The 23,633-nt window shown below is 70.3% G+C and carries 23 protein-coding genes and 1 tRNA gene; 11 read left to right on the forward strand and 13 right to left on the reverse strand.

Annotated elements, in window-relative coordinates; genetic code table 11:
* Positions 1-26 precede the first annotated feature (26 nt).
* The 4 genes from Q0818_RS00395 to Q0818_RS00410 are packed head-to-tail and all read right to left on the reverse strand — an operon-like array spanning position 27 to position 3,951.
* Complete coding sequence (locus Q0818_RS00395) at positions 27-1,430, reverse strand: FtsW/RodA/SpoVE family cell cycle protein (RefSeq protein WP_298870154.1); 1,404 nt, start codon at positions 1,428-1,430, stop codon at positions 27-29.
* Entirely contained in the window at positions 1,427-2,665 is a 1,239-nt protein-coding gene (locus Q0818_RS00400; RefSeq protein WP_298870156.1) for a PP2C family serine/threonine-protein phosphatase, read from the reverse strand. Before Q0818_RS00400 ends, Q0818_RS00395 begins: the two co-directional genes overlap by 4 nt.
* A 9-nt stretch (positions 2,666-2,674) precedes the next feature.
* Complete coding sequence (locus Q0818_RS00405; protein ID WP_298870157.1) at positions 2,675-3,217, reverse strand: FHA domain-containing protein; 543 nt, start codon at positions 3,215-3,217, stop codon at positions 2,675-2,677.
* Complete coding sequence (locus Q0818_RS00410; protein WP_298870159.1) at positions 3,214-3,951, reverse strand: DUF3662 and FHA domain-containing protein; 738 nt, start codon at positions 3,949-3,951, stop codon at positions 3,214-3,216. The genes Q0818_RS00405 and Q0818_RS00410 overlap by 4 nt, the downstream gene beginning before the upstream one ends.
* Before the next feature lie 152 nt (positions 3,952-4,103).
* Between Q0818_RS00410 and Q0818_RS00415 the strand changes: the two genes are divergently transcribed.
* From Q0818_RS00415 to Q0818_RS00425, 3 genes are all read left to right on the forward strand, one after another.
* Positions 4,104-4,187: transfer RNA gene (locus Q0818_RS00415), tRNA-Leu, on the forward strand.
* A gap of 585 nt (positions 4,188-4,772) precedes the next feature.
* Positions 4,773-5,039, forward strand: a complete 267-nt coding sequence (locus Q0818_RS00420; protein WP_298870161.1) for a GlsB/YeaQ/YmgE family stress response membrane protein — start codon at positions 4,773-4,775, stop codon at positions 5,037-5,039.
* A 141-nt stretch (positions 5,040-5,180) separates the two neighbouring features.
* The gene (locus Q0818_RS00425; protein ID WP_298870177.1) at positions 5,181-6,179 is read left to right on the forward strand and encodes an endonuclease/exonuclease/phosphatase family protein; all 999 of its coding nucleotides are present in this window, start codon (positions 5,181-5,183) and stop codon (positions 6,177-6,179) included.
* A gap of 229 nt (positions 6,180-6,408) precedes the next feature.
* Here Q0818_RS00425 and Q0818_RS00430 read toward each other — a convergent pair whose 3' ends face one another.
* From Q0818_RS00430 to Q0818_RS00445, 4 genes are read right to left on the reverse strand one after another with little or no spacing between them, the layout of a single operon-like run.
* Complete coding sequence (locus tag Q0818_RS00430) at positions 6,409-7,086, reverse strand: response regulator transcription factor (protein WP_298870179.1); 678 nt, start codon at positions 7,084-7,086, stop codon at positions 6,409-6,411.
* Positions 7,083-8,342, reverse strand: coding sequence for a histidine kinase (locus Q0818_RS00435; protein ID WP_298870181.1), 1,260 nt, complete (start codon positions 8,340-8,342; stop codon positions 7,083-7,085). The genes Q0818_RS00430 and Q0818_RS00435 overlap by 4 nt, the downstream gene beginning before the upstream one ends.
* 4 nt (positions 8,343-8,346) lie before the next feature.
* Positions 8,347-8,775 (reverse strand): hypothetical protein, encoded by a 429-nt coding sequence (locus Q0818_RS00440; protein ID WP_298870182.1) that lies wholly within the window; start codon positions 8,773-8,775, stop codon positions 8,347-8,349.
* 48 nt (positions 8,776-8,823) lie between these two features.
* Entirely contained in the window at positions 8,824-9,432 is a 609-nt protein-coding gene (locus tag Q0818_RS00445) for a GntR family transcriptional regulator (RefSeq protein ID WP_298870183.1), read from the reverse strand.
* A 331-nt stretch (positions 9,433-9,763) separates the two neighbouring features.
* On the opposite strand from Q0818_RS00445, the gene Q0818_RS00450 reads away from it, so the two are divergent.
* The gene (locus Q0818_RS00450) at positions 9,764-9,970 is read left to right on the forward strand and encodes a cold-shock protein (RefSeq protein WP_136586350.1); all 207 of its coding nucleotides are present in this window, start codon (positions 9,764-9,766) and stop codon (positions 9,968-9,970) included.
* 58 nt (positions 9,971-10,028) lie between these two features.
* Here the strand turns inward: Q0818_RS00450 and Q0818_RS00455 are convergent, their stop codons facing one another.
* The 5 genes from Q0818_RS00455 to Q0818_RS00475 form a co-directional block, all read right to left on the reverse strand.
* Positions 10,029-12,107, reverse strand: coding sequence for a bifunctional lysylphosphatidylglycerol flippase/synthetase MprF (locus Q0818_RS00455; RefSeq protein WP_298870185.1), 2,079 nt, complete (start codon positions 12,105-12,107; stop codon positions 10,029-10,031).
* A 36-nt stretch (positions 12,108-12,143) separates the two neighbouring features.
* Positions 12,144-13,340 carry a hypothetical protein gene (locus Q0818_RS00460; RefSeq protein ID WP_298870186.1) on the reverse strand — a complete coding sequence of 399 codons (1,197 nt, stop codon included), beginning with the start codon at positions 13,338-13,340 and terminating at the stop codon, positions 12,144-12,146.
* A complete protein-coding gene (locus Q0818_RS00465; RefSeq protein ID WP_298870188.1) occupies positions 13,333-14,019 on the reverse strand; it encodes an HAD hydrolase-like protein in 687 nt (228 codons plus the stop codon). Before Q0818_RS00465 ends, Q0818_RS00460 begins: the two co-directional genes overlap by 8 nt.
* A 69-nt stretch (positions 14,020-14,088) precedes the next feature.
* On the reverse strand, positions 14,089-14,787 hold the full coding sequence (gene nucS / locus Q0818_RS00470; RefSeq protein ID WP_298870190.1) for an endonuclease NucS: 699 nt from the start codon (positions 14,785-14,787) through the stop codon (positions 14,089-14,091).
* A 69-nt stretch (positions 14,788-14,856) separates the two neighbouring features.
* Positions 14,857-16,095, reverse strand: a complete 1,239-nt coding sequence (locus tag Q0818_RS00475; protein WP_298870192.1) for an MFS transporter — start codon at positions 16,093-16,095, stop codon at positions 14,857-14,859.
* A 77-nt stretch (positions 16,096-16,172) separates the two neighbouring features.
* On the opposite strand from Q0818_RS00475, the gene Q0818_RS00480 reads away from it, so the two are divergent.
* From Q0818_RS00480 to mnhG, 7 genes are all read left to right on the forward strand, one after another.
* On the forward strand, positions 16,173-17,222 hold the full coding sequence (locus Q0818_RS00480) for a LacI family DNA-binding transcriptional regulator (protein WP_298870193.1): 1,050 nt from the start codon (positions 16,173-16,175) through the stop codon (positions 17,220-17,222).
* 96 nt (positions 17,223-17,318) lie between these two features.
* Entirely contained in the window at positions 17,319-20,246 is a 2,928-nt protein-coding gene (locus Q0818_RS00485) for a Na+/H+ antiporter subunit A (protein ID WP_298870195.1), read from the forward strand.
* Positions 20,243-20,824 (forward strand): Na(+)/H(+) antiporter subunit C, encoded by a 582-nt coding sequence (locus Q0818_RS00490; protein WP_298870197.1) that lies wholly within the window; start codon positions 20,243-20,245, stop codon positions 20,822-20,824. Before Q0818_RS00485 ends, Q0818_RS00490 begins: the two co-directional genes overlap by 4 nt.
* Positions 20,821-22,377: a Na+/H+ antiporter subunit D gene (locus tag Q0818_RS00495; RefSeq protein ID WP_298870199.1), complete on the forward strand. Its 1,557-nt coding sequence runs from the start codon at positions 20,821-20,823 to the stop codon at positions 22,375-22,377. The genes Q0818_RS00490 and Q0818_RS00495 overlap by 4 nt, the downstream gene beginning before the upstream one ends.
* A complete protein-coding gene (locus Q0818_RS00500; protein WP_298870201.1) occupies positions 22,374-22,988 on the forward strand; it encodes a Na+/H+ antiporter subunit E in 615 nt (204 codons plus the stop codon). Before Q0818_RS00495 ends, Q0818_RS00500 begins: the two co-directional genes overlap by 4 nt.
* Complete coding sequence (locus tag Q0818_RS00505) at positions 22,985-23,254, forward strand: monovalent cation/H+ antiporter complex subunit F (RefSeq protein WP_298870203.1); 270 nt, start codon at positions 22,985-22,987, stop codon at positions 23,252-23,254. The genes Q0818_RS00500 and Q0818_RS00505 overlap by 4 nt, the downstream gene beginning before the upstream one ends.
* Positions 23,251-23,631, forward strand: a complete 381-nt coding sequence (gene mnhG, locus Q0818_RS00510) for a monovalent cation/H(+) antiporter subunit G (protein WP_298870205.1) — start codon at positions 23,251-23,253, stop codon at positions 23,629-23,631. Before Q0818_RS00505 ends, mnhG begins: the two co-directional genes overlap by 4 nt.
* Positions 23,632-23,633 lie beyond the last annotated feature (2 nt).

Below are 23,633 nucleotides of genomic sequence, written 5' to 3' on the forward strand. Positions count from 1 at the left end.
TCGGGGGGCGGCGGGGGTGCGGCGCATCAGCCGATCACCACCCGGGGGCGGGAGCGGACGGCGTCGGAGATGCGCAGCAGGAACGCCACGATGATCCAGTTCGCGATCAGCGAGGATCCTCCGGCGGCGAGGAAGGGGGTGGTCAGACCGGTCAGCGGGATGACCCGGGTGACGCCGCCGACCATGATGAACACCTGCAGCGCGATCGTGAACGAGAACCCGGTCGCGAGGAGCTTGCCGAAGTCGTCCTGACCGGCGAGTCCGACACGGATGCCGCGGCTGGTGAACACCATGTACAGCGCGAGGATCGCGAAGATCCCGACGAGGCCGAGCTCCTCTCCGAGGCTGGGGACGATGTAGTCGCTCTGCGACAGGGGCGTGATGTACGGGCGACCCTGGCCGAGCCCGGTGCCGAACAGTCCGCCGTGCGAGAGGCCGAAGATGCCCTGCACCAGCTGATAGCTGCCGCCGTCGCGGTCGATCACGTCCTGATCGAACGCGTTGAGCCAGTTGGCGAATCGACCCTGCACGTAGGGCAGGACACGGGATGCCAGGAACGCACCGCTCGCGACGAGGATGAGGCCGATGACGACCCAGCTCGTCTTGCCGGTCGCGGCGTACAGCATCGCGACGAACATGCCGAAGATGAGCAGGCCCGTACCGAGGTCGCGCTGCAGCACGATGATGCCGAGCGAGACGAGCCAGATGATCAGCACCGGGCCGAGCTCGCGCGCCCGCGGCCAGGTCATGAAGAGGAATCGCGTGCCGGTGGAGGTCAGGCTCTCGCGCGTGCGCACGAGGTAGCCGGCGAAGAAGATCGCGAGGCAGATCTTCGCCAGCTCGCCGGGCTGGAACGACACGAAACCGAGCGAGACCCACACGTCGGCGTTCTGATCGGTGCCCAGTCCCGGCACGAACGGCAGGAGGAGCAGCAGGATGCCGACCAGGCCCGAGAGGTACGTGTACCGGAAGAGCACGCGGTAGTTGCGCACGAAGATCAGCACGGCCAGCGCGCAGACCATCGCGATGGCGGCCCACGCGATCTGGCGGTGGCCCGTGGCATCCCATCCGCTGCTCTGGTCGGCGAGATCGATGCGGTAGATCATCGCGATCCCGAGGCCCGTGAGCACGGTGGCGATGGGGAGGACGAACGGATCGGCGTCGCGCACGCGCAGGCGCAGCACGACGTGGATGACGAGACCGAGCACGGCCGGCACCGCCGCGAGCGTGAGGAAGCCGGTGTCGATCGCGCCGGTGGCCCCGAGCTGCACGAGGGCGACCGCTGAGCCGTAGACGGCGATCGCGAAGACGAGCAGGCCCAGCTCGCGGTTGCGCTGCGTCGCCGGGACGCGGATCTTCTTCAGGGCGCGCATGACGGCCGTGTCGGTCGACACGGCGTCGGGCGAACGCGTCTGCTTCTGGTCGGTCATCCGCTTCCCTCCGCCGCCGGTCGCAGGCGGTCGACGATCAGCTCCGCATCGGAGAGCGAGCGGGCCGAGATCGTGGCCTCGACGGTCTGACGGTCGAAGTCCGACAGGTCGGCGAGGACGATGTTCGTGTCCGCGTAGACGGTGGACAGCGAGATCGGCCCGATGGACTGCTGGATGCCGCGGTAGATGACCACCGAGTTCTCGTCGGCGCCGACGTAATACCGCGTCTGCGTCCAGTTGTATCCGGCGAACAGGGCGAGACCGATGCCGGCCAGCACGACCAGCAGCGCCGCGAGCCACCCGAAGCGGCGTCGGCGTGCGCGTCGGCGGTCTTCTTCGATGAGCTCCTCGAGGAACTCGGCGGCGGGCTCGAAGTGGGTGGGTTCGTTCGCGACCTGGCGGGCGTGGTGCAGCCAGGTGGGCCGGCTGGGCCGAGCCGCGGGCACCACGACACCACTCGGGTTGGAGGCGGAACCGACGATCGCCGGCGTGCCGATGAACACCGGATGCTGGCCGCCCACGTCGACGAGCACCACGGTGACGTTGTCGGGGGCGCCGCCGTCGAGCGCCTGCTTGAGCAGAGCGTCGGCCGTACGCGCCGGGGGCATGCCGAGGGCGAGCGTCTTGGCCGTATGCGCGTCGTCGACGACGCCGGACAGTCCGTCGGAGCACAGCAGCCAGCGGTCGCCGTCCTGCGTCGGCATGATGAAGCTGTCGACCTCGGGGTCGGGGTCCATGTCGCCGAGCACGCGCATGAGAACGGAACGACGAGGGTGGTACCGCGCCTCTTCGGGCGTGATGCGACCCGAATCCACCAGACGCTGCACGAACGTGTGGTCGGCCGTGATCTGCGTGAGGGTGTCGTCGCGGTAGAGGTAGATGCGCGAGTCGCCGATGTGCCCGATCACGGCGTAGTCGTCGACCATGACCAGGGCGCTGACGGTGGTGCCCATTCCGGCGAGCTCGGGGCGTCGCGCGACGGTGTCGATCAGCTCGGCCGCGGTGTCGGCGAGGGCGTCGCGGATCGCGTGCTCCGCCTGCGCGGGGGTGGAGTAGGGCTGATCGAGCTCGGTGAGACGTTGGATCGCCAGACTCGAGGCGACGTCACCTCCGGCGTGCCCGCCCATGCCGTCGGCGACCACGAAGAGATTGGACCCGGCATAGCCGGAGTCCTGGTTGTTGGAGCGCACCTTGCCCGTGTGCGAGATGGCGGCGCTCGAGCCCTGGAAGACCATGGAGGTGGTTTACGTCCTCAACTCGAACGTGGTCGCGCCGACCTTGATGGGCGCTCCCACCTTGACCTGCACGGGCGAGGCGACGCGGACGCCGTCGTGGGTGGTGCCGTTGGTGGAGTCGAGGTCCTGCAGCATCCACTGGTCGCCCCAGAGCACCAGTCGCGCGTGGTGGCTGGAGGTGTAGTCGTCGCGGATGACGAGACCCGACTCGCTCGAGCGGCCGATCGTGAGCGGCTCGGTGCCCAGCGGGAGCTCGAGACCCGCCTTGGGGCCGCTCGTGATGACGATGCGCGAGACCGCCGAGGTCGTCGCGAGTCCGCCGACCGGGGCGGGAGCGGGAGGCGCAGCCGGCCGCTTGACCTGCGTGGTCACGGCGTCGGGAGACGCGGTCGGTGCGGCCGCCGCGGGGGCGGGGGAGGCCGCGGGCTCGGGGAGCTTGCGCACCTTGACGCCGAAGAGGTCGGCGCGCAGGGAGTACACGACGCCGAACACGAAGAACCACAGCAGCACGAGGAACCCGCCCTGCAGAAGAAGAAGAGTCAGCTGACTCATGACAGGGGTCCCCGTTCCCGGACGTCGAAGATGCTCGTGGCGTCGGGCGCCTGCGGGCGCCGCGGCGGCTGCGCCTGCGCGACCACACGGAACACGATATTGGTGCGGCCGATCGAGATCGTCGAATCCGGCGGCAGCGCGGCCTCGGAGACCTTGCGGCCGTTCAGGGTGGTGCCGTTGGTCGAACCCAGGTCGCGGACCATGGCGCGCTCGCCGTCCCACAGGATCTCGACGTGCTTGCGGCTGGTGCCGGCGTCGGGGATGGTGATGTCGGCGTCGCTTCCGCGCCCGATCACCGTGCGCGAGCTCGTGAGCGGATGACGCTTCCCGTCGATGTCGACGACCCCGCGCCAGGCGACGCGACCCTCGGTGGTCTGCGAGTCCACCCGGAGCGTGCCCGTCGACAGTGAGGCGTCGCGCTCGATCGTGATGGCCACGGGACCGGCGAACGAGTACCCCTGCGTGCGGGCGTGCTTCTTCACGAGCGTGTCGAGCTCGGTGATCAGCGTCGAGCCCAGGGCGCCCATCTTCTCGTCATCGGCGGGCGAGAGGCGGACCGTGAACGCGTTCGGGGCGAGGATGCGCTCGCGGGTGACCACAACGGCCTTCTTGTCGAGCTCGCTGCGCAGCGCGGAGGCGATCTCCACCGGTTGGATGCCGCTGCGGAAGGTCTTCGCGAACGCACCATTGACGGCGCGTTCGAGACCTTTCTCGAAACTGTCGAGTAGTCCCACGAGACTCCTTCGGGCAGGCAGACCAGTAGGCACATCGTAGCCAGGGCTGCTGGACAGGTCATGGAAGCGCCCTGCGACGGCCGCGTTTCGTCACGCGGACGCCGCCGTGATATTCTCGGGAAGTTGAGTTCGCGGCATCCGTGCCGCATCTCGCGCGAGTGGCGGAATAGGTAGACGCGCTGGCTTCAGGTGCCAGTGCCCGCAAGGGCGTGGGGGTTCAAGTCCCCCCTCGCGCACAGAACGAAAGAGACCCCGGGGTTCATCCCCGGGGTCTCTTTCGTTGTCTGCGGGAGTGGGAGGGCTTGAACGCGTGTGGGGTTGGGCCCACGCCGCCGGCCGCAGGGGAAGCGGAGACGCGCGCCGGCCGCCATCGGTGAGAAAGTTATCCACAGTTTCCACCCCTTGTGAACGAAGTTCTCCCCAGCGCGCTTGCTGTCCCGATCAACGGACCCGTCCCGCAGAATTACGCGGATGTAATTCGCCCGCAACCCCGGAAAGACGCGTTGGACGGCGGCGTCGATCAGGCTGCGCCGCAGCGTCCATCCGGACTTCCCACAGGGTTATCCACATGACTTTTTCGATTGTGCACAGAGTTGTCCACAGTTGGGGGATCGGGGTTCGGCGGCGAAGCGGCGAGTCGCGCTTCACCGCCGTGAGAAGGCCTACCGCCGCCGCGGGACGGGCGTTCGCGCGTCGCGCGAACCAGACAAACCCCTCCGACGCAACCCACCCCTCGAAACGCTTACCTGGGAGGAACCTGGAAGCAATGAGAGTCCCGCCTCCCGCGGGCTTCGATTCTCACTCGCGAAAGGAACGACAACATGGGATTCTTCGGATTTCTCCTCCTCGGCCTGTTGGCCGGCGCCATCGCCAAGCTGATCCTCCCCGGAAAGCAGGGCGGCGGATGGCTCGTCACGCTGCTGCTCGGTGTCGTGGGCGCGCTCCTCGGCGGATTCCTCGGTGGCCTGCTGTTCAACGCTCCGCTCCAGGACTTCTTCTCGATCCAGACGTGGCTGCTGGCCATCGGCGGATCGATCATCGTGCTGCTGATCTACGGCCTCATCGTGGGTCGTCGCGCCGCGCGCTGATCACTGACCCGAGGGCCCGGGGCGCGAAACCGCGTCCCGGGCCCTCGCACGTCGTGCCGACGACGATCCGACAGTCCCGCGGTGCCTCCGCATCGGAGGAATGTCGTACGAGGTCATGACGGGCGCGGTTTACTGATCAGGATGCCGACCAGACCCCGCCCCTCGTTCGTGATCGCGCTGCTGTTCGGTGCGGTCGCGGCGACCGTCGCGATCTGGCCCCAGGGGATCGGCATCCATCGTCTGCCGCTCGTCGCCAACGCCATCTCGTTTCGGGCCCTGCTGGCGATCGGCCTCACGGTGGCGGCCCTCGCGTTCGCCGCGGTCGCGGCGCGACGCCGACGCTGGGGAGTGTCTGCGGCCCTCGCCCTGTCGCTCCTCGTGGCATCGGTGGGCAACGGCGTCGTGCTCGCGGTGCGTGGTCCGGGCTCGGTGGTGTCCGACGGAGACCTCACCGTCATGGCCTGGAACACCTACGGGGGATCCGTCCCTCCGGAGCGGATCGCTCGAGCGGTGCGGGAGACGGGCGCCGACGTCGTGAGCCTGCCCGAGACGGATGCCTTCGCCGCAGCCGAGGTGACCGCCATCCTGGAGGCGGACGGTGTCTCGATGCACCACGACACGGTGTGGGCGGCGGAGGGCGGGGAGACGATCCCCACCTCGATCCTCATCTCCGATGAGCTCGGTACGTACCGGCGGGACACTCTCGCGGGGTCGACGCCCGGACTGCCGAGCGGAGTGTGGCGTCCCGCCGATGGCGCAGGTCCCACGCTGGTCGCCGCACACCCGATGCCGCCTTTCCCCGAGGTCCTCGCGCAGTGGAACGCCGGGCTGGGCTGGATCGCCGACGTCTGCACCGATGACGACGTGATCGTCGCGGGCGACCTCAACGCGACCCTCGATCACTTCGCCGGGTACGGCACCGACGGAGGGGATCTGGGCGGATGCCGTGATGCCGCAGCCGTCGCGGGCGCCGCCGCGGTCGGGACCTGGCCCGTGCGGCTACCGTCGCTCCTGGGGGCGCCCATCGATCACGTGCTCGTCGGCTCGGGATGGGTCGTCGACGGGTTCGCCGTCGTCACCGGGTCCGACGACGCGGGAAGCGATCACCGACCGATCGTGGCGACGCTGTCCCGACGCTGAGTCGTACCGACGCTGAGGCGGGGAGCGCCCGCGCGGGCCGGTGGCCGCGCGGGGCCGCCCCCAAACTCCCGGCCCCGCGCGGACCAGCGGCGAAGCCCTGCCGCTGTGAGCAGCATTCTGGCGCGTTCGCGGCGGGCCGTGCGCATCATTCCTGCGGGGTGCTTCGCGTGCTCCCTCGCGTGGCGCGGAAATCGGGCTCGGGGACCGGCCGCGATTTCATCCGTTCGGACTACGGGTTGCGGCGATCGAGGCCGTTCCGGGCGCCCCAGAGGGCGAGCTGCGTCCGATCGTCGAGATGGAGCTTGCGGAGGGCGGCCGCCGTCTGAGTCCGCACGGTGTTGACCGAGACGCAGAGGTGACGGGCGATGTCGTCGTTGGAGGTCACGCCACTGCTCAGCAGTCCCACCACCCGCCGTTCGGCGGCGGTGAGCAGCTCGAGCTGCGCGGGATCCGCCGGTGCCGGCCGCGCCTCGCGGAGTTCGCGGAGCAGCCGCGGGGCGACCAGAGGCGAGATCGTCGCGGTGCCGGCCGCGGCGCCGCGGATCACCGGCAGCAGCTGATCGCTGTCGTGCCCCTTCACCAGATACCCGCTGGCACCGGCCTCGAGGGCGTCGACGAGGAAGGCGTCGGACACCTCGCTGGTGAGGAGGACGACACGACAGCGGTCGCCACGATCAGCCGTGATCCGACGGGTGGCCTCGATGCCGTCCATGCCGGGCATGTGGAGATCCATGAGCACGACGTCGACCCGCTCTGCGCGCGCGAGGACCACGGCATCCTGGCCATTCGATGCCTCCCCGGCGACACGGATCCCCCGCGCGTTCTCGAGTCGGAGGCGGATGCCGCGGCGCACCGTGCGGTTGTCGTCGACGATGAGGACGCTGACCTCCGGGTCGTCGGCCGTCACGGCGAGACCGAGTCGAAGACGCCGACGGGCGCGCGGAGAACCACGGACCACCCGCCGTCTTCGCGGGGGCCCGCGGTGAGGGCGCCGTGGATGAGGTCCACCCGCTCGGCCATGCCGGTCAGTCCCCACCCGAGACCCCCGGCATCCGGCGCGGCGCGGGGGACGAGGGCGGCGTCGTTCTGCACCGAGACCCGCAGCATCGCGGGGGAGGTCTCGACGTCGACCCTCGTCACTGCTCCCGGCGCGTGCTTGCTCGCATTCGTGAGGGCCTCCTGCACGACGCGGTACGCCGTCGTGGAGACCATCGCGGGAAGGTCGGCGATGGACCCGCGCACGTCGACGTCGATGCTCATGCCGCGCGCCGCCCAGAAGTCGCGCAGTGCGTCGAGGGAGCGCAGGTCGAGGGTCGGTTCGACGCGGGAGCCGTTCTGGATGCGCAGGTCTCGCAGGGCGGCGTACAGGCTGGCCGAGGCGAAGCGGCCCTCGGCCCGCATCTCCGCGATCAGCTCGGTCGCCTGCGCGGTGTCGAGGACGTCGATGTCGACCGCCGCGTCGGCCAGGGAGAGCAGCCCGGCGAGGTGCTGACCCGCCACGTCGTGCAGCTCCTGTGCGATGCGCGCGCGTTCGAGGGCGGTGACGCGCTCCATCTCGGCGGCATGACGTTCGGCGGCGGCAGCGAGCTCGTCGCGCGTTCGACGGAGGACGCGCATCCGTCGCGCCCACCAGATGCCCAGGGCCACCGCGCCCGCGATCGGGGTGCCGAAAGCGAGCAGGGTCTCGAAGACGAAGCTCGCCACGATCCCCGGGGTGACGCCCGTCGACATCGCCCAGGCGAACAGCGCCAGGCTCACCGCGCCGACGACCGCGACGGACCAGACGATCGCGACGAGCGGTCGCCTGCCCGCGGCGAGGAGGAACACGGCGACCGCCACCACCAGGGGAAGAGCCGTGAGCCAGCGGGGGATGGACAGGCCGACGACGAGGGCGACGTAGCAGCCCGCGGTGCCGACGACCGCGATCACCGGCGCGCGGGCGCCCAGGAAGAGGAATGCGCTCTGGGCCGCGCAGCCGAGGACCACGAGGGCCACGACGGCGGGAAGGGGCACGGGTCCCTCCCACGGGAACTCGCCCTCCAGCAGGCCCGCGAGGGGGTTGATGAGCGACTGCACCGTGGTGACGACGAAGACGATCGCGACGAAGACCGCCATCGAGCGGGGGCGCGTCAGGACGCGGGTGAAGTCGTCGTTCGTCGGCACCGCGTCACTCTAGCGTCGGCGGCAACACGTAGACCACGTCGGCCCCGTCGTGCTCGTGCTCGACGAAACCGATGCGCGCGAGCATGTCGTGGGCGGGCTCGTCGTCGGCCGATACGCAGGCGTAGAGCGGACGCTCGGCCTCGCGCACCGTCAGTTGACGCAGCGCCTCCGTCGGTGCGGTGTCATCCGCCTCCGGCGAGACGGCCAGCAGGATCTCCCGGTCGCCGTCGACGTCCATCGCGGCAGCGACGCCGGTGACCCGGTCGTCCTGGGAGATCGTGAAGACCTCGACATCGGAACGTTCCACCCAGGCATCGAACGACGCCCGGCCGTCGAAGACGCCGCGGGGCCAGGACGATGTGCTGTCCCGCACGGCGTCGAACGCGGCGTCCCGGTTGTCGTCGGTGAGGGGGCGCAGCTCGATGTGGGGCATGGCGTCACGCTAGCGCCGTGCTGCGGCGGCGCGTCAGACCTTGTGCGGTCAGGCGAAACCGTGCAGCGTCAGGAACGTCCAGCTGGCGCCGTTGGCATCGCGTCGTGCGATCTGTTCGCGCAGATGCCGGAAGAGCGGTTCGCGGGTGTCGTCGTCGATGCTCGCCCATCCGTCGAGATTGCGGCGGAGGACGAGATCGGTCTGTTCGTAGGCCTTCCGGAAGACGACATTGCGCGAATCGGCCACCAGTTGCGAATACAAGGTCATCGCGGCCTCGACGTAGGCGCTCGAGGACGGGGCCTCGCGGAGGGCGTCGACGATGCTCAGCAATCGGACGATCTCCTCGTCGTCGGCGCGAGCGAGGGCGACGTGCATCACGCCCGCGATCGTGTGCGCGGCGTACTCGCGCATGTCCGTCCGGGCGCGGTCGGTGAGCGCGGCCACGCGCGTGTACCTGTTGGCGGCGACCTCGACGAGACCGATTCTCTCGAGACGCTGCAACGCCTCGCGGACGGGGGTGCGGGAGATACCCATGAGCGCGGCCAATTCCACGTCGCGCAGACGGTCGCCCGGCTGCAGGCGACCGTCGACGATGGCCTCGCCGAGAGAGCGATACGCCTCGTCGACGAGGACCGAAGCGCGCCGCCGACCATCCATGAGGCGGATTTTACGGCCCATCGTTAGCACAGAACATCGTCATAACTGACTGATTCTTCGTTTTCGTGTCGCGCGCACGCTTCCGCGCCGGTAAAGTGATCGCCGTCACGCATCGCGTGGCATATCCGGGGGGATCCGTCGACGCCCGGGCTTCGAGCTCTGCTCAGCCCGGGCGTCGTATGGGCTCAGGGCATTTCCACCGGCCATTCCGCCGCATTCTGCCGACCGCAACGTTTATGTCACGGAGCCGTGCACTGGACGATTCCGGCCATTACCGTGGGGGCACAGACCGGCGCGCTCGGCGTCGGCTCAAGCGGAAAACGGCATGACGATGAGCACGCAGGGCACGGTCAAGTGGTTCAACTCGGAGAAGGGCTTCGGCTTCATCGCCCCCGATGACGGTGGGCAGGACGTCTTCGCCCACTACAGCGCCATCCAGTCGGGCGGTTACCGCTCGCTCGAGGAGAACCAGCGCGTGGAGTTCGAGATCGCCCAGGGCCCCAAGGGCCTGCAGGCCGAGAACATCCGCGCGCTCTGACGCGTCCGGCTGCGGCCGGTGCCGCCCCGCCCGCGCGCCCTCGCGTCGGTCGGGGCGATCAGCGTTCCTGGCGCACGAGGTCCACGCCGGCGGCCGCGAACTGCCGGAGCGTGGCGTGGGGCAGGAACGCGCGCGTCAGCGCCGCACCGATCCGCGTGAGGTCGGCTTCGTCGCGGTAGAGCAGGTACATCGTCTCGTACCGCGGGTGGAACTTCTGCTTGAAGCGGTGCAGTGACGCGAAGCCGTAGACCGGCTCGAGCATGTCGGCCATGCGCGTCTGCAGGTCGGCGATGGCGCCGGCATCCGGGGGATACTCGTGCGCCAGCGGAGCGCCCGACAGCGACATGACCTGAGCGCCCTCGGCCGAGAACTGCTGTGCCGACGATCCGATCAGGTATTCCATGACGGGACCGAAACCGCCGTCACGCCGTCGCATGAGATCGAGGGTCCCCCCCCGCACCTCCCCCTCGCCGTAGACCGGCAGCCACGACAGGAATCCGTCGACGTCGCCGTCGGGGGAGACCGCCAGGGCCAGCCGCACCTCGGGGTCGGAGGCCTCGTGCAGTGTGCCGAGGGTGAAGCCCATCTCGGGGAGACCCTTGTCGCCGACCCAGCTCTCGGAGATCGCCCGCAGCTGCTGGCGCACTCCCCACGGCTCGTCGGCGAGGCGCGTGAGCCGGAACGTCATTCCCTCTCTCTGCGCGCGGTTCAGCGACGTGCGCACGGCGCCCCAGGCCTTGCCGGTGAACTGCAGACCCGGCAGATCGACCACGGTGTCGTCGGCGACGACGATCCGACGCCAATCCGCGGGCACGGCGGCGCTCGTCGCCTCGCCGGCGCTGAAGAAGCAGGGCGCGAGGCCCGCAGCCTCGGACCGCTCGACGAAGCGGCGCACGGTGGCGGCGCGATCGGCATCCGGCCCGAGCGGATCGCCGAGCGCGAGGGCGACCCCGGACCGGCGTTGGTAGGCGACGATCCCGCGACCGAAGCGCGCGTACGACATGCCGTCCCAGGTCGTCATCCATGACAGCGTCCCCCCACCGGTGGCGCGCAGCTCGGCCTTCACGTCGTCGACAGCCGGTGCGGGCGGGTCTCCGAGGGCGGCGCGCGGGCGGGCGTGGAACGCACCGCGCACGAGCACGAAGTAGGCGGATGCCACGATCCACAGCACCGACGAGGCCAGGATGCTCGTGACGTCGGTGTCGATCTCGGCCTCGACACCGGACAGGCCGACGGCGATCAGGATGCCGATGACCGCCACGACGAGCAGGACGTTGAGGAGGCAGTACAGCAGGACGAGGACCCACGCCCACCGGCGACCCCGGCGCAGGGACGTGGCGACGACCAGCACGACCGCGGTGTTGATCGCCACGTCGACCCAGGAGCCGGAGGTCGCGGCCGAGGTGCCGAACGGGCCGGTCATCGGCGCGACGTACCCGAGGATCTCGATGGCACCCAGGCCGCACACGACGACGAAGGCGATGAGGCGCTGCTCGCGCACGCTCACGCGCTGCGGTCGGAGCGAGCGGTCGACCGCGAGCACCAGGCCCACCGCGAGCACGTGCTCGAGATCGGGGAGCGAGCCGTAGTAGACGAACGTCACGGCCAGGATCGCGATGAACACGGTCCACGCGCGGAGTCGCCACGGGGAGGGCAGGAGCGCGAGCGCTCCGGCGATGCACGCGAAGACACCGCCCGAGGGGCCGACGTCGAGGACGACGGCCTGCTCCTGCGCCCACGACCACGGCAACAGCGACGCGAGGGCGAGGAACCCCGCGGCCGCCAGGACGGAGAAGAGCTGGCCTCCGGCGAAGTAGATCGCGGCGACGCGGCTCCCCCGGCGGTGCTCGAAGAAGGCCATCACCGCCAGGGCGGGGATGCCGGCGAGATACACCCAGGGCGCCGAGACGAAGAAGGTGCCGGTGACGGGGGTCCACCACCGCCTCTCGGCGAGGGCGGGCAGCCCGTAGGCGACGTCGGCCCACATCGGGGAGGCCGAGAACGGCGACCACAGGCCGCCTCCGACGACTCCGACGACGAGGAGGACGGCGACCAGCCCGAGGGTGACCGGGATGCGCCGTGCGGCATTCGTGAGGTGTGCGATGCGGGAGGAGTCCGCCGTGCCACTCACCATCATGCCGCTCACCATATTGCACGGTGCGGCGACGCCGCCTCAGCCGCGGGCGGCGGGAACCGCGTGCCATGCCGCCCGGGCGTTGGCCAGGGCTTCGGCGGCGTCGGTGGCCGCGCGGGCGGCGGCGAGCTCGTGGCGCGCCCGAGCGAGTCGCCGGCGGTCGGCGATGGGCGGGGCGTCGTCGCGCGCCTCCGCCGCAGCGACGGCGGCTCGCGCGCACGCGAGCGTGCCGGGAAGAGCGGCGCGAGCGGCTTCGAGTCGCTGGCGCGCGTTGACAGCGGTGCCCAGGGCGTGATCGCGCGTCTCTCGGACGCGCGCCACGGTCGCGATCGCCTCGCGCGGGCGACGAACGGCGGCGGCGGCCGCGGTGTCGAGCTCTTCGAGAGCCGCGCGCAGCGTCTCTTCGGCGGACGGCGCGCAGTCCGCGGGGCGGGCCACGGCGATCGCCAGCGCCGCATCGAGCTCCTCGCGGGCGGCCGCGAGTTCTTCCTCGGCGTTGTCGGCCGCCTGGAGAGCGATGCGGTGGGCGTCCTCGACGGCACGTCCGTGCCGCTCGGCGCGTCGCAGCGCTGCGGTCGCGCGTCGGAGGACGGCGGGAGAAGGATCGGTCTCGGCGTCGCGCAGCGCCTCGTCGGCGTCGGAGAGCGCCGCGGCAGCGGCATCGGCCGCTCGCTGCGCGTCGATCCAGTCGGATGCATCGAAGCGCTGCCGGAGAGCCGCGAGGAGGGGTTCCGGGTCGCCCGTCGCGGAGAGGATCGCGTCGCGGCGCGCTCGTGCGGCGTCACGCAGGGCGGAGGGGGAGCGACCGGCGGCAGCCCATTCGTCGAGGCGTTCTCCGAGAGCGTCGACCCGCGCCCGGCTCGCGTCGAGCTCCTCGCCGACACGTCGAGCCTGATCGCGCCGACGCGCCGGGACGGCGGAGCGGTCGTCCAGCGCGTCCAGGTCGATGAATCCGCGGTCGCGGGCGCGGTGCACGGCGGAGCGTCCGCGCCGCAGCTCCGTCGGGGCGTCCGGCGCGTCGAGCGCGTCGACGGACTCGAAGGCCACGTCGAGCTCCTCCACGGCGTCGTCGAGCCGGCGCAGCGCCTCCGCCGCACCGGCCACGGCCTCGTCGGCCGCGCTGCGGGCGCGCGGAGAGCGCCCCGCCGCCCGCACGACGAGCATGATCACGAGGGCGACGACGACCGCCGCGACGAGGGCGATGACGAACGGCACCGCCGCGCCGAGGTCAGGCACCGGAGGGATCCTCCAGGAGCAGCAGAGCGCGCAGCTGCGCGACGTCGTCGACGACTGCCTGGGCGCCGTCTGCCTCGTGGGGCCAGCTGAAGCCCCACCGCACGAAGATCACCGGCACGCCGGCATCCGCCCCGCCTTCGACGTCGTGATGCCGGTCGCCGATCAGGACGGGGCGCGAGACGTCGACTCCGGTGGCGGCGAGACGACGAAGCGCCTCGCGGACGATGTCGGCCTTCGAGCTGAGGGTGCGTTCGTCGAGGGTCGCCCCCACGATGGCCTCGAGGTCGGGGGCCAGTCCGAAGTGGTCCATGAGGGCCACGACCTGGACCTCGGGCTTCGAGCTCGCGGTGGACTGCGGCACTCCGGCCGCGTGCACGTCGTGCAGGAGGTCGGCCACGCCGGGATAGAGCTGCGCGCTGACCGTGTAGCCCTCGCTCTTGTTGAGCTGGCGGTAGAACACGACCGCTTCGGTCGCCTGCTCGGGCGTCATCCCGACGTTGGCCTGGAACGACTCGAACATCGGCGGGCCGATCCAGTGCGACAGCTCACCGCGCGTGGGCGCCCGGTGGCCGAAGTGCTCGAGCGTGATGGTCAGGCGGCGGAGGATCCCCTCCGATGCGTCGACGAGAGTGCCGTCGACGTCCCACAGGACGCAGGAGAAGGGAGAGCGTACGCGCATACGACCACGCTACCGGCGGAGTCGTGCGGCCCGGGTCCCACGGGTGGGCGGGCCTCGAGGCGTGTCCGCTCAGAACAGTCGCGGAGCCCCGGACTGCACGCCCTTCATCTCGTCGTAGTCGAGGGTGAGGCAGCGGATGCCGCGGTCGGTGGCGAGGACACGCGCCTGCGGCTTGATCTCCTGCGCCGCGAACACGCCGGTCACGGGCGCCAGGAGCGGGTCGCGGTTCAGCAGCTCGAGGTAGCGCGTGAGCTGCTCGACACCGTCGATGTCGCCGCGGCGCTTGACCTCGATGGCGACCGTGCCGGGCCCGTCGTCGTTGCGCAGCAGCAGGTCGACCGGGCCGATCGCGGTGGGGTACTCGCGCCGCACGAGGGTGAGGTTCTCGCCGACCACCGAGACCTGCTCGGCCAGGAGGCGCTGCAAGTCGGCCTCGACGCCGTCTTTGATGAGCCCGGGATCGACGCCGAGGTCGTGCGCGGTGTCGTGCACGATCTCGTGGATGCGCACGAGGAGCGCGTCGCCGGTCTTCGCGTGCGTCACCCGCCACCGTTCGATCACGCCGTCTTCGAGGTCGACCTCGTCGGGGTCCTCGCGCGTCAGGCTGCACGGAGGGCTCATCCAGTTCAGCGGCTTGTAGGAGCCGCCGTCGGAGTGCACCAGCAGACTGCCGTCGTTCTTGTGCACGAGCAGGCGGGTGGCGAGGGGCAGATGCGCGTTGAGTCGGCCGGTGTAATCGACGGAGCAACGGGCGATGACGAGACGCACCCGACGAGCCTAATCGCGCTCGCCGACGACACCGACCCCGGAGTCCGCCGCCCGCGCACCCGGCCGGCCTCAGCGGCGCGCGGCCTCGTCGACCTTCGCCTCGGCGGTCACGAGCGGCTTCGCCGCGCCGGAGAAGAGCCCGGATGCCACGATCAGCCCGACCACGATCAACAGGGTGTTCAGCAGACCGATGTGATCGCCGATCCAGCCCAGGATGGGCGGGCCGCACAGGAACGCGACGTAGCCGATGGTCGCGGCCGCCGCCACGCGGGAGGCGGCTTTGGCGGGGTCGTCGGCGGCCGCCGACATGCCGATCGGGAATCCGAGCGAGGCCCCGAGACCCCACAGCGCCGCCCCGATGAACACCAGCGGTCCGTACGGCGCCAGGATGAACAGCAGCAGACCCGCCGCCGCCGTGCCGGCGAGCACGCGCAGCACGAGCACGCGGCCGAGGCGGTCGACGATCGGGCCTCCGGCGATGCGGCCGACGGTCATCGCCACCGAGAACACCGCGAGCACCGCGGGGCCCGCCTCCTCCGGTGCGCCGTGGCCGTAGACCACCGCGGAGGGCAGCCAGTCGTTCGCGCTGCCCTCGGCGAAGGCCATGCCGAGCATGATGACGCCGAGTGTGTAGGTGCGCGGTTCGCGCCAGGCCTGCAGCGAGGTGGCGAGGCGCTCGCGCCAGTGCGCGCGCTCTTCGTCGGCGGGGGCGTCCATCGCGACCTCGGCGCGGGGCACGTTCGCCACCGAGACGAAGGCGACGACGAGGATGACGACGGCCATCACGACGCTGTGCGCGAGCACGGGGATGCCCGCGCTGACGGCGACGAAGCCCAGGCCGGCGCCGATGACCGTGCCGAAGCTGAAGAACGCGTGCAGCAACGGCATGATCGTGCGGCCGGTCGCCTTCTCGAGGGCGGCTCCCTCGACGTTCATCATCACGTCGACGGCGCCGTTGCCGAAGCCGAACAGGGCGAGGCCCACGAGGGCGATCCCGAAGGTCTGCAGGGTGTCGGCTCCGAATCCGATGATCGCGAGTCCGACCCCCACGAGGACGAGGGCGACGAGCATGCCCGAACGGGCACCGAGCCGCGCGATCACGGCCGGGGCGATGGAGAGGCCGATGATGGATGCCACGCCCATGCCGAGAAGCAGCAGGCCGACGCCGGAGTTCTCGATGCCGAGCGACTCGCGGATCGCGGGCACGCGCGACGCCCAGGTCGAGATGCTCAGTCCGCTCGCCAGGAAGATGGCGCAGATGGCGATGTGCCAGCGCACGAGCTGGGAGCGGGTCAGCGAGGTGGGCATGGGGACACTGTACCGAATCGATTCGACATCGATCGAATCGATTCGGCGCCGGGGCACAGCGCGGGTACGATCGGGCCGTGAGCACCCGTCGCGCCACCATCAGCGACGTCGCCCGTGAGGCCGGCGTCTCCGCGTCGACCGCCTCGGTGGTGTTCAGCGGCAAGACCCCCACCTCCGAGGCCACCCGGGCCCGCGTGCTCGCGGCCGCCGAGGCCCTCGGCTACACGGGGCCCGACCCGCGCGCGGCGTCGCTGCGTCGCGGTCGCAGCGGGATCGTCGGCGTGGTGTTCGACACGCACCTCGGCACGGCGTTCCTCGACCCGGTCACCACGCACATGATGGACGGCCTGGCCGACGGCGTCTCGCGTCTCGGCGCGGCGTTGCTGCTGCTGCGCGACGACGGCGAGACCGTCAGCGAACCCTCGCTGCACACCGCCCCCATCGACGCGGCCGTGCTGATCGGGTGCAGCCCGCGCATGCGCGATTCCCTCGAGATCGTGCGGGGGCGCGGCATCCCGGTCGTGGTCGTCGAGGGCGACGCGGGCGAGGGGGTCCCCCGGGTGCTGCTCGACAACGCCGAGGCTCAGCGCGCCGCGGCGCAGCACGTCGCCGACCTCGGCCACCACGACGTCGTGCTCGTGACCCTGCCGATCGACACCTCGCGGCGACGCGGGTGGGTCGCCGCCGACGAGCCCGTCCGCGTCGACGTGACCGCCGATCGTCTGGCGGGAGCGCGTGAGGTGTTCCCCCACGCGCCGGTGCTCGCGGCCGCGACGAGCTCGATCGACGAGGGCACGATCGCGGGCCGCACGATCTTCGCCGATCCGTCGCGCCGACCCACCGCGGTGATCGCGCAGAGCGACCTGCTCGCCGCCGGTGTCATCCGCGCGGCGGAGGAGACCGGGCTGCGCGTTCCGCACGACGTCAGCGTCACGGGCTTCGACGGCGTGGTGGTCGACGGCCTCGCCCCTCACGTGCTCACGACGCTCGTCCAGCCCGCGACCGCGAAGGGGCGTGCGGCGGGGGAGGCGGTCGCGGCGATGCTGGAGGATGCCGAACCCTCCGGTCTCGACCTGAAATGCACGTTCCGCGCCGGCACGACGACCGCCCCGCCGCCTACCACATGAGGATTCGTGGTCCGCGAACTCTCATGCTCCGCATAGAATAGGTCCGACACCCCGAGAGCCCGGGCATTCGCCCGTCGACCCCGAGGAGGCCCGAACATGTTGATGTTCCTCGGCGCCTTCGCGGTCCTGCCCTTGGCGCTCCCTTGGCTCGTCTCGCGGATCGGGGCTCGCGCCTTCTACATCGCCGCGGTCCTTCCGGCGCTCGCTTTCGCGCACGCGATCGTCCTCGCCCCCGCGGTGTTCGCCGGTGACATTCCGTTCGAGGAATACCAATGGATCCCGGCGATCGACGTCTCGCTGTCGATGCGCATGGACGTCCTCGGGTGGCTCCTGACCCTGGTGGTCACGGGTGTCGGAGCGCTCGTGATGCTCTACTGCCGGTGGTATTTCCGTGACAAGACGCGGGGCGTCGGACAGTTCTCCGCGGTTCTCCTCGCATTCGCGGGAGCGATGTACGGTCTCGTCCTCACCGACGACATCGTCGTGCTGGTCATGCTGTGGGAAGCGACGAGCGTGCTGTCGTACCTCCTGATCGGCTACTACCACGCCCGTGCAGCGAGTCGTCGAGCGGCACTGCAGGCGCTGCTGGTCACGACCCTCGGTGGACTCGTGATGCTGATCGGTGTCGTGCTGCTGGTCGTGCAGGCGGGAACGTCGAGCCTGTCGGCGATCCTCGCCGACCCGCCCACGGGCACGGTCGTCGACATCGCGGTCCTCCTCCTGCTGGTCGGCGCGCTCAGCAAGTCCGCGATCTTCCCCTTCCACTTCTGGCTGCCCGGAGCGATGGCCGCGCCGACCCCGGTCAGCGCCTACCTGCACGCGGCGGCCATGGTGAAGGCCGGCATCTACCTCATCGCGCGCCTGGCGCCCGGCTTCGCGGAGACGCCGTTCTGGCGCCCGACCCTCATCGCGCTCGGCGTGTTCACGATGCTGTTGGGCGGGTTCCAGGCCCTGCGCGAGCGAGACCTCAAGCGCATCCTCGCCTTCGGCACGGTCAGCCAGCTGGGTTTCCTCACGGTCATGCTGGGCTACGGCACGAGGGATGCCGCCCTCGCGGGCGTCGCGATCCTGCTCAGCCACGCGCTGTTCAAGTCGTGCCTGTTCCTCGTGGTGGGCGTCATCGACCGTCAGCTCAACACGCGAGACATCGGGCAGCTGTCGGGCCTCGGCCGGCAGGCGCCGGTGATGGCGACCGCGTCGTTCATCGCGATCGGGTCGATGGCCGGCGTCATCCCCACGCTGGGATTCGTCGCGAAGGAAACCGCGCTGACGGCGCTCCTGCACGAGGCCGAGGCCGGAGCGCCCTGGGGTCTCGTGGCCCTGATCGGCATCGTGCTGGGCTCCGCCCTGACGGCGGGGTACGGCATCCGGTTCCTGTGGGGCGCGTACTGGACCAAGCGCGACGTCGAGACGACCGACTGGCCCGATCCGCCCATCGGCTTCCTGTCGGCTCCCGTCCTGCTGGCCGCGGCATCCCTGGCCCTCGGCCTCCTCGCCCCGATCGTCGACCACTGGCTCGCGCCCTATGCCGACGGTCTCCCCGAGGCGACGCCCGGCGTTCCCGCTCCCGACTACCCCTACCACCTGGCTCTGTGGCACGGCCTCGAGCCCGCGCTGTTCATCTCGCTCGGCACCCTCGCGCTCGGCGCGGGCGTGTTCTGGCTGGTGCGCAAGACGCAGCTGCACAAGCGGCCCCGGGTGCTCCCCTTCACCGCGAACGACGCCTACAACGTCACTCTGCGCGCGATCGATCACTCGTCCGAGTGGGTCACGGCGCGGTTCCAGCGCGGGTCACTGCCGTTCTACGTGGGCACGATCTTCGTGGTCTTCGTCGTCGCCGAGGGCACCGCTCTGCTGGCCTCGAGCGAGTGGCGCGCTCAACTCGATGCGTGGCAGTCTCCGACGCAGCTCATCGCCGCCCCGCTCATGATCGCCGCCGGCATCTTGGCCGTCCGTGCCCGCAAGCGGTATACGGGCGTCGCGCTGGTCTCGGTGACCGGGTTGGGACTCGTGGTGCTCTTCGCGACCAGCGGCGCCCCCGACCTCGCGCTCACGCAGGTGCTCGTCGAGACCGTGACGCTGGTGGTGTTCGCCCTCGTGCTGCGACGACTGCCGGCGCGCATGGGGGAGCACAACGAGTCCGTCGCCCCGATCGCCCGGGCCGTGCTGGGCGCGGGCGTGGGTCTGATGATGGCGCTCGTGGCCATCGTCGCCACCGGCGCGCGCCAGGACTTGCCCGTCTCGCTCGAGTGGCCTGCGCTGGCGTACGAGATCGGTCACGGCCGCAACGTCGTGAACGTCGCCCTGGTCGATCTGCGCGGGTGGGACACGATGGGCGAGCTGTCGGTGCTCATCCTCGCGGCCACGGGCGTGGCATCCCTCGTGTTCATCACCGACCGCAGCGACAACCTCAACCGTCGCTCGGGGACGGCCCGCAGTCGGGTCGGACTCGGCCGACGTCGTCCGCTCATCGAGACCGATGCCGGAGTGCGCGCTCAGCGCGTGGGCGAGTCCGGGGCTCCGCGCGCGTGGCTCATCTCGGGGTCGAAGGTGCAGCCCGAGAACCGGTCGATCCTGCTCGAGATCATCATCCGCGTGCTGTTCCACTCGATCATGGTCATCTCGCTCTACCTGCTCTTCGCCGGTCACAACCTGCCCGGCGGCGGTTTCGCGGGCGGGCTCGTGGCCGGCATGGGCCTCGTCATGCGCTACATCGCCGGTGGTCGCTGGGAGCTGGGCGCCGCGGCGCCCACCGACGCGGGCCGCCTGCTCGGAGCGGGCATGGCCATCGCGGTGCTGTGCGCCCTCGTGCCGATGGTCTTCGGTTTCGCTCCGCTGCAGAGCTTCACGTTCGAGGGTGAGCTGCCGATCATCGGGCATTGGGAGTTCGTCACCAGCACGATCTTCGACATCGGGGTGTACCTGGTGGTCATCGGCCTCGTGCTCGACGTTCTGCGCAGTCTCGGTGCCGAGGTCGATCGGCAGTCGCAACTGCCCGAGGATGCGGAGGTGGGCAGCTCGTGAGCATCTCCCTCGTGCTGGTCATCGTGATGGCCGTCCTCTTCGCGTGCGGCGTATACGCGATGCTCGAGCGCAGCCTGACGCGCGTGCTCATCGGGTTCCTGCTGCTGGGCAACGCGGCCAACCTCCTGCTGCTCGTCGTGATGGGCGCGCCCGGCCGGGCGCCCTTCTACGACGGCGGGGAGACGGATGCCGCCGACATGTCGGACGCGCTCCCGCAGGCGCTCATGCTCACGGCGATCGTCATCACGTTCAGCATCTCCGCGTTCCTGCTGGCCCTGATCTACCGGTCGTGGCAGCTGGGGCAGGCGGACACCGTTATCGACGACGCCGACGACGTGGCCCTGCGCACGCGCACCGCCGAAGAGGTCGAGGACGCGATGGACGAGGAGTCGCGCTCCGACGACGAGGACGTCACCACCGACTTCGTCGGCGACGTCGCCAACCCCATCCGCGTGCTGCACCAGGGCGACCTCTCGCAGCTCGTCGACGACGCCCCGGTCGATCGGGTCGCGGTTCGCCGCGAGACGGACGATGCGGGAGCCGACTCCCGCGACCCCCAGGACGGTGATCGCTCGTGAGCGCCCTCGTGCCCCTGCTCGTCGGCATCCCGCTCATCGGTGCCGCGATCAACCTCATCTTCGGACGCCGCAAGCGGACGCAGATCGTGGTGTCGGTCGCCGCCCTCGCGACCGTGCTCGTGCTGGGCGCGATCCTGCTCGTCACGGTCGACACCAGCGGCCCCATCGCGGTGGCCATCGCGGCGTGGCAGATCCCGCTGGGGATCGTGCTCTACGTCGACGTGCTGGCCGCCCTCCTGGTGGTGGTGACGAGCATCGTGCTCCTCGCGGTGCTGCTCTTCTCGATCGGCCAGGGGGCCGCCGACAACGACGCCGACACCCCGGTCTCGATCTTCTATCCGGCGTATCTGATCCTGGGCGCGGGCATCTTCAACGCCTTCATCGCCGGCGACCTGTTCAACCTCTACGTCGGTTTCGAGATCCTGCTCGTGGCCTCGTACGTGCTCATCACGCTCGGCGGCACCGAGTCCCGCATCCGCACCGGCGTCGTCTACATCGTCGTCTCGCTGGTGTCGTCGATCCTCTTCCTCGCCGCGATCGCCATGGTCTACGGCGCCCTGGGCACCGTGAACATGGTGCAGATCAGCGAGCGCATGGCGCTGCTGCCGCAGGACACCCAGACGATCCTGCACCTCATGCTGCTGCTGGCCTTCGCCATCAAGGCCGCCGTGTTCCCCCTGTCGTTCTGGCTGCCCGACTCGTACCCGACGGCTCCGGCCCCGGTCACGGCGGTGTTCGCGGGTCTGCTGACGAAGGTCGGCGTCTACGCGATCATCCGCACCGAGACGCAGCTCTTCGTCGACAACGACATCAACTTCCTGCTGATGATGGTCGCGCTCGCTACGATGATCGTCGGGGTGCTCGGGGCGGTCGCGCAGGCCGAGCTCAAGCGCATCCTGTCGTTCACGCTCGTGAGCCACATCGGGTACATGATCTTCGGACTCGCGATCAACACCCCGCTCGCGATCGGCGCGACGATCTACTACATCGTCCACCACATCATCGTGCAGACGACGCTGTTCCTGGCGGTGGGGTTGATCGAGCGCAAGGCCGGCAGCACCTCGATCTTGAAGGTCAAGGGCCTCATGCGCGGAGCGCCCCTGCTCGCGGTGCTGTACTTCATCCCGGCGATCAACCTGGGCGGCCTCCCGCCGTTCTCGGGCTTCATCGGCAAGTACGCGCTCTTCGACGCGGCCGCCCAGGTGGGCACCCCGGTGATGATGGTGCTGATCGTCGGTGGCATCGTCACCTCGGTGCTGACCCTCTACGCCCTGATGCGCGCGTGGAACCTCTCGTTCTGGCGCGAGGACGACGACTCCGCCGAGACGAGCGAGCGCATCGCCTACCTCGGCAACGCCCCCGCCGCCGCGATCTCGACCGAGCGCCGGACCATTCCGAAGATCATGACCCTGGCCACGGCCGGCATGGTGATCGTCACGATCTCGCTGACGGTGTTCGCCGGCCCCCTGCTCGACGCGTGCCTTCGTGCGGGGGAGCGCGTCGCCGACGGCGTGACCCTCGTGCAGCTGCAGGAACAGGCGGGTCAACGATGAGCCCGACGCGTCGCTCGCAGGTGTCTCTCTTCCTGCACCAGCTGCCCCTGCTGGTGTGGCTGGTCGCTCTGTGGATGCTGCTGTGGGGCCAGTTCACCTGGCTCGCCCTGCTCACGGGCCTGGTCATGGCGGTCTTCGTCACCCGCGTGTTCCGCCTGCCCCCGGTCGAGCTGTCGGGCCGGATCAACCTCTGGTACGGCCTCATCTTCGTCGTCACCTTCCTCGGCGCCGTCATCAAGGGCTCGCTCATCGTGGCGTGGCAGGTGCTCGACCTCCGACGCCAGCCGGGGGCTGCGATCATCGCCGTTCCGCTGCGGGTCGACGACGACGTCATCATGGCGCACACCGCGGTCACGGCATCCCTCATCCCGGGTTCGCTCATCGTCGACGTCGATCGCGAGAACCGCACGCTCTACCTGCACACCATCGGGGTGCGAAGCGACGAGGATGCCGAGCACCAGCGTCGCATCGTGCTCGGCTGGGAAGCGCGCATCACGCGTGCCGTGGGCTCGAAGGAGGAGCTGCAGGAACTGCGCGCGCGCATCGCCGACAGCTCGACGCACCACCACGAGTCCATCGAATCGCCGCGCGAGGGGAGGACCCCGCTGTGAACACCGCTCTCGTCGTCGTGATCCTGGTCGTATTCGCCGCGGCCGCCGTGCTCGCCCTGATCCGACTGGTCATCGGGCCCTCGATCCTCGACCGCGCCGTCGCTGCCGACGTGCTGCTGACCGAGGTGGTCTGCATCCTCGGCGCCGACATGGTGATCAACCACCACACGCGCTCGCTCCCGGCGATGTTGATCATCGCCGCGGTGGGCGTGTTCGGCTCGATCGCGGTCGCCCGCTTCGTCGCGCGGAAGGAGAACCCGCGGTGAGCCTCGAATCCGTGCTCGACACCATCGCCCTCGTCCTCGTGCTGGTCGGCGCCGTGCTGTGCCTGACGGCGACGATGGGGCTCCTCCGCTGGCGCGACGTGCCCACGCGCCTGCACGCCGCCACCAAGCCCCAGGTGCTGGGCGTGCTGCTGATCGTCATCGCCGTGGCGCTGTCGGTGCGCACGTGGGAGGTGGTGGCCTTCGGCATCCCGATCGTGCTCATCCAGTTCGCCACGGCGCCTCTCGCCGCGCACATGGTGGGGCGGGCGGCGTACCGAAACCGCACGACCGACGAAGAGAACCTCTACATCGACGAGCTGCAGCACCGTACCGAGCAGCCCGGGTCGACGGGCGCCCAGGAGCGACCCGAGCGCTGAGC

The organism is uncultured Microbacterium sp. (assembly GCF_947489255.1).
Classification (GTDB): Bacteria; Actinomycetota; Actinomycetes; order Actinomycetales; family Microbacteriaceae; genus Microbacterium; species Microbacterium phycohabitans.

Coding starts and splice junctions, on each gene's coding strand:
- Q0818_RS00445 (WP_298870183.1), bottom strand. CDS start 9,432: ATGGATGGTCGGCGGCGCGCTTCGGTCCTCGTCGACGAGGCGTATCGC.
- Q0818_RS00420 (WP_298870161.1), top strand. CDS start 4,773: ATGGGATTCTTCGGATTTCTCCTCCTCGGCCTGTTGGCCGGCGCCATC.
- Q0818_RS00475 (WP_298870192.1), bottom strand. CDS start 16,095: ATGCCCACCTCGCTGACCCGCTCCCAGCTCGTGCGCTGGCACATCGCC.
- Q0818_RS00465 (WP_298870188.1), bottom strand. CDS start 14,019: ATGCGCGTACGCTCTCCCTTCTCCTGCGTCCTGTGGGACGTCGACGGC.
- Q0818_RS00440 (WP_298870182.1), bottom strand. CDS start 8,775: ATGCCCCACATCGAGCTGCGCCCCCTCACCGACGACAACCGGGACGCC.
- Q0818_RS00500 (WP_298870201.1), top strand. CDS start 22,374: ATGAGCCCGACGCGTCGCTCGCAGGTGTCTCTCTTCCTGCACCAGCTG.
- Q0818_RS00400 (WP_298870156.1), bottom strand. CDS start 2,665: ATGGTCTTCCAGGGCTCGAGCGCCGCCATCTCGCACACGGGCAAGGTG.
- Q0818_RS00455 (WP_298870185.1), bottom strand. CDS start 12,107: ATGATGGTGAGTGGCACGGCGGACTCCTCCCGCATCGCACACCTCACG.
- Q0818_RS00405 (WP_298870157.1), bottom strand. CDS start 3,217: ATGAGTCAGCTGACTCTTCTTCTTCTGCAGGGCGGGTTCCTCGTGCTG.
- Q0818_RS00485 (WP_298870195.1), top strand. CDS start 17,319: ATGTTGATGTTCCTCGGCGCCTTCGCGGTCCTGCCCTTGGCGCTCCCT.
- Q0818_RS00425 (WP_298870177.1), top strand. CDS start 5,181: ATGCCGACCAGACCCCGCCCCTCGTTCGTGATCGCGCTGCTGTTCGGT.
- Q0818_RS00395 (WP_298870154.1), bottom strand. CDS start 1,430: ATGACCGACCAGAAGCAGACGCGTTCGCCCGACGCCGTGTCGACCGAC.
- Q0818_RS00450 (WP_136586350.1), top strand. CDS start 9,764: ATGAGCACGCAGGGCACGGTCAAGTGGTTCAACTCGGAGAAGGGCTTC.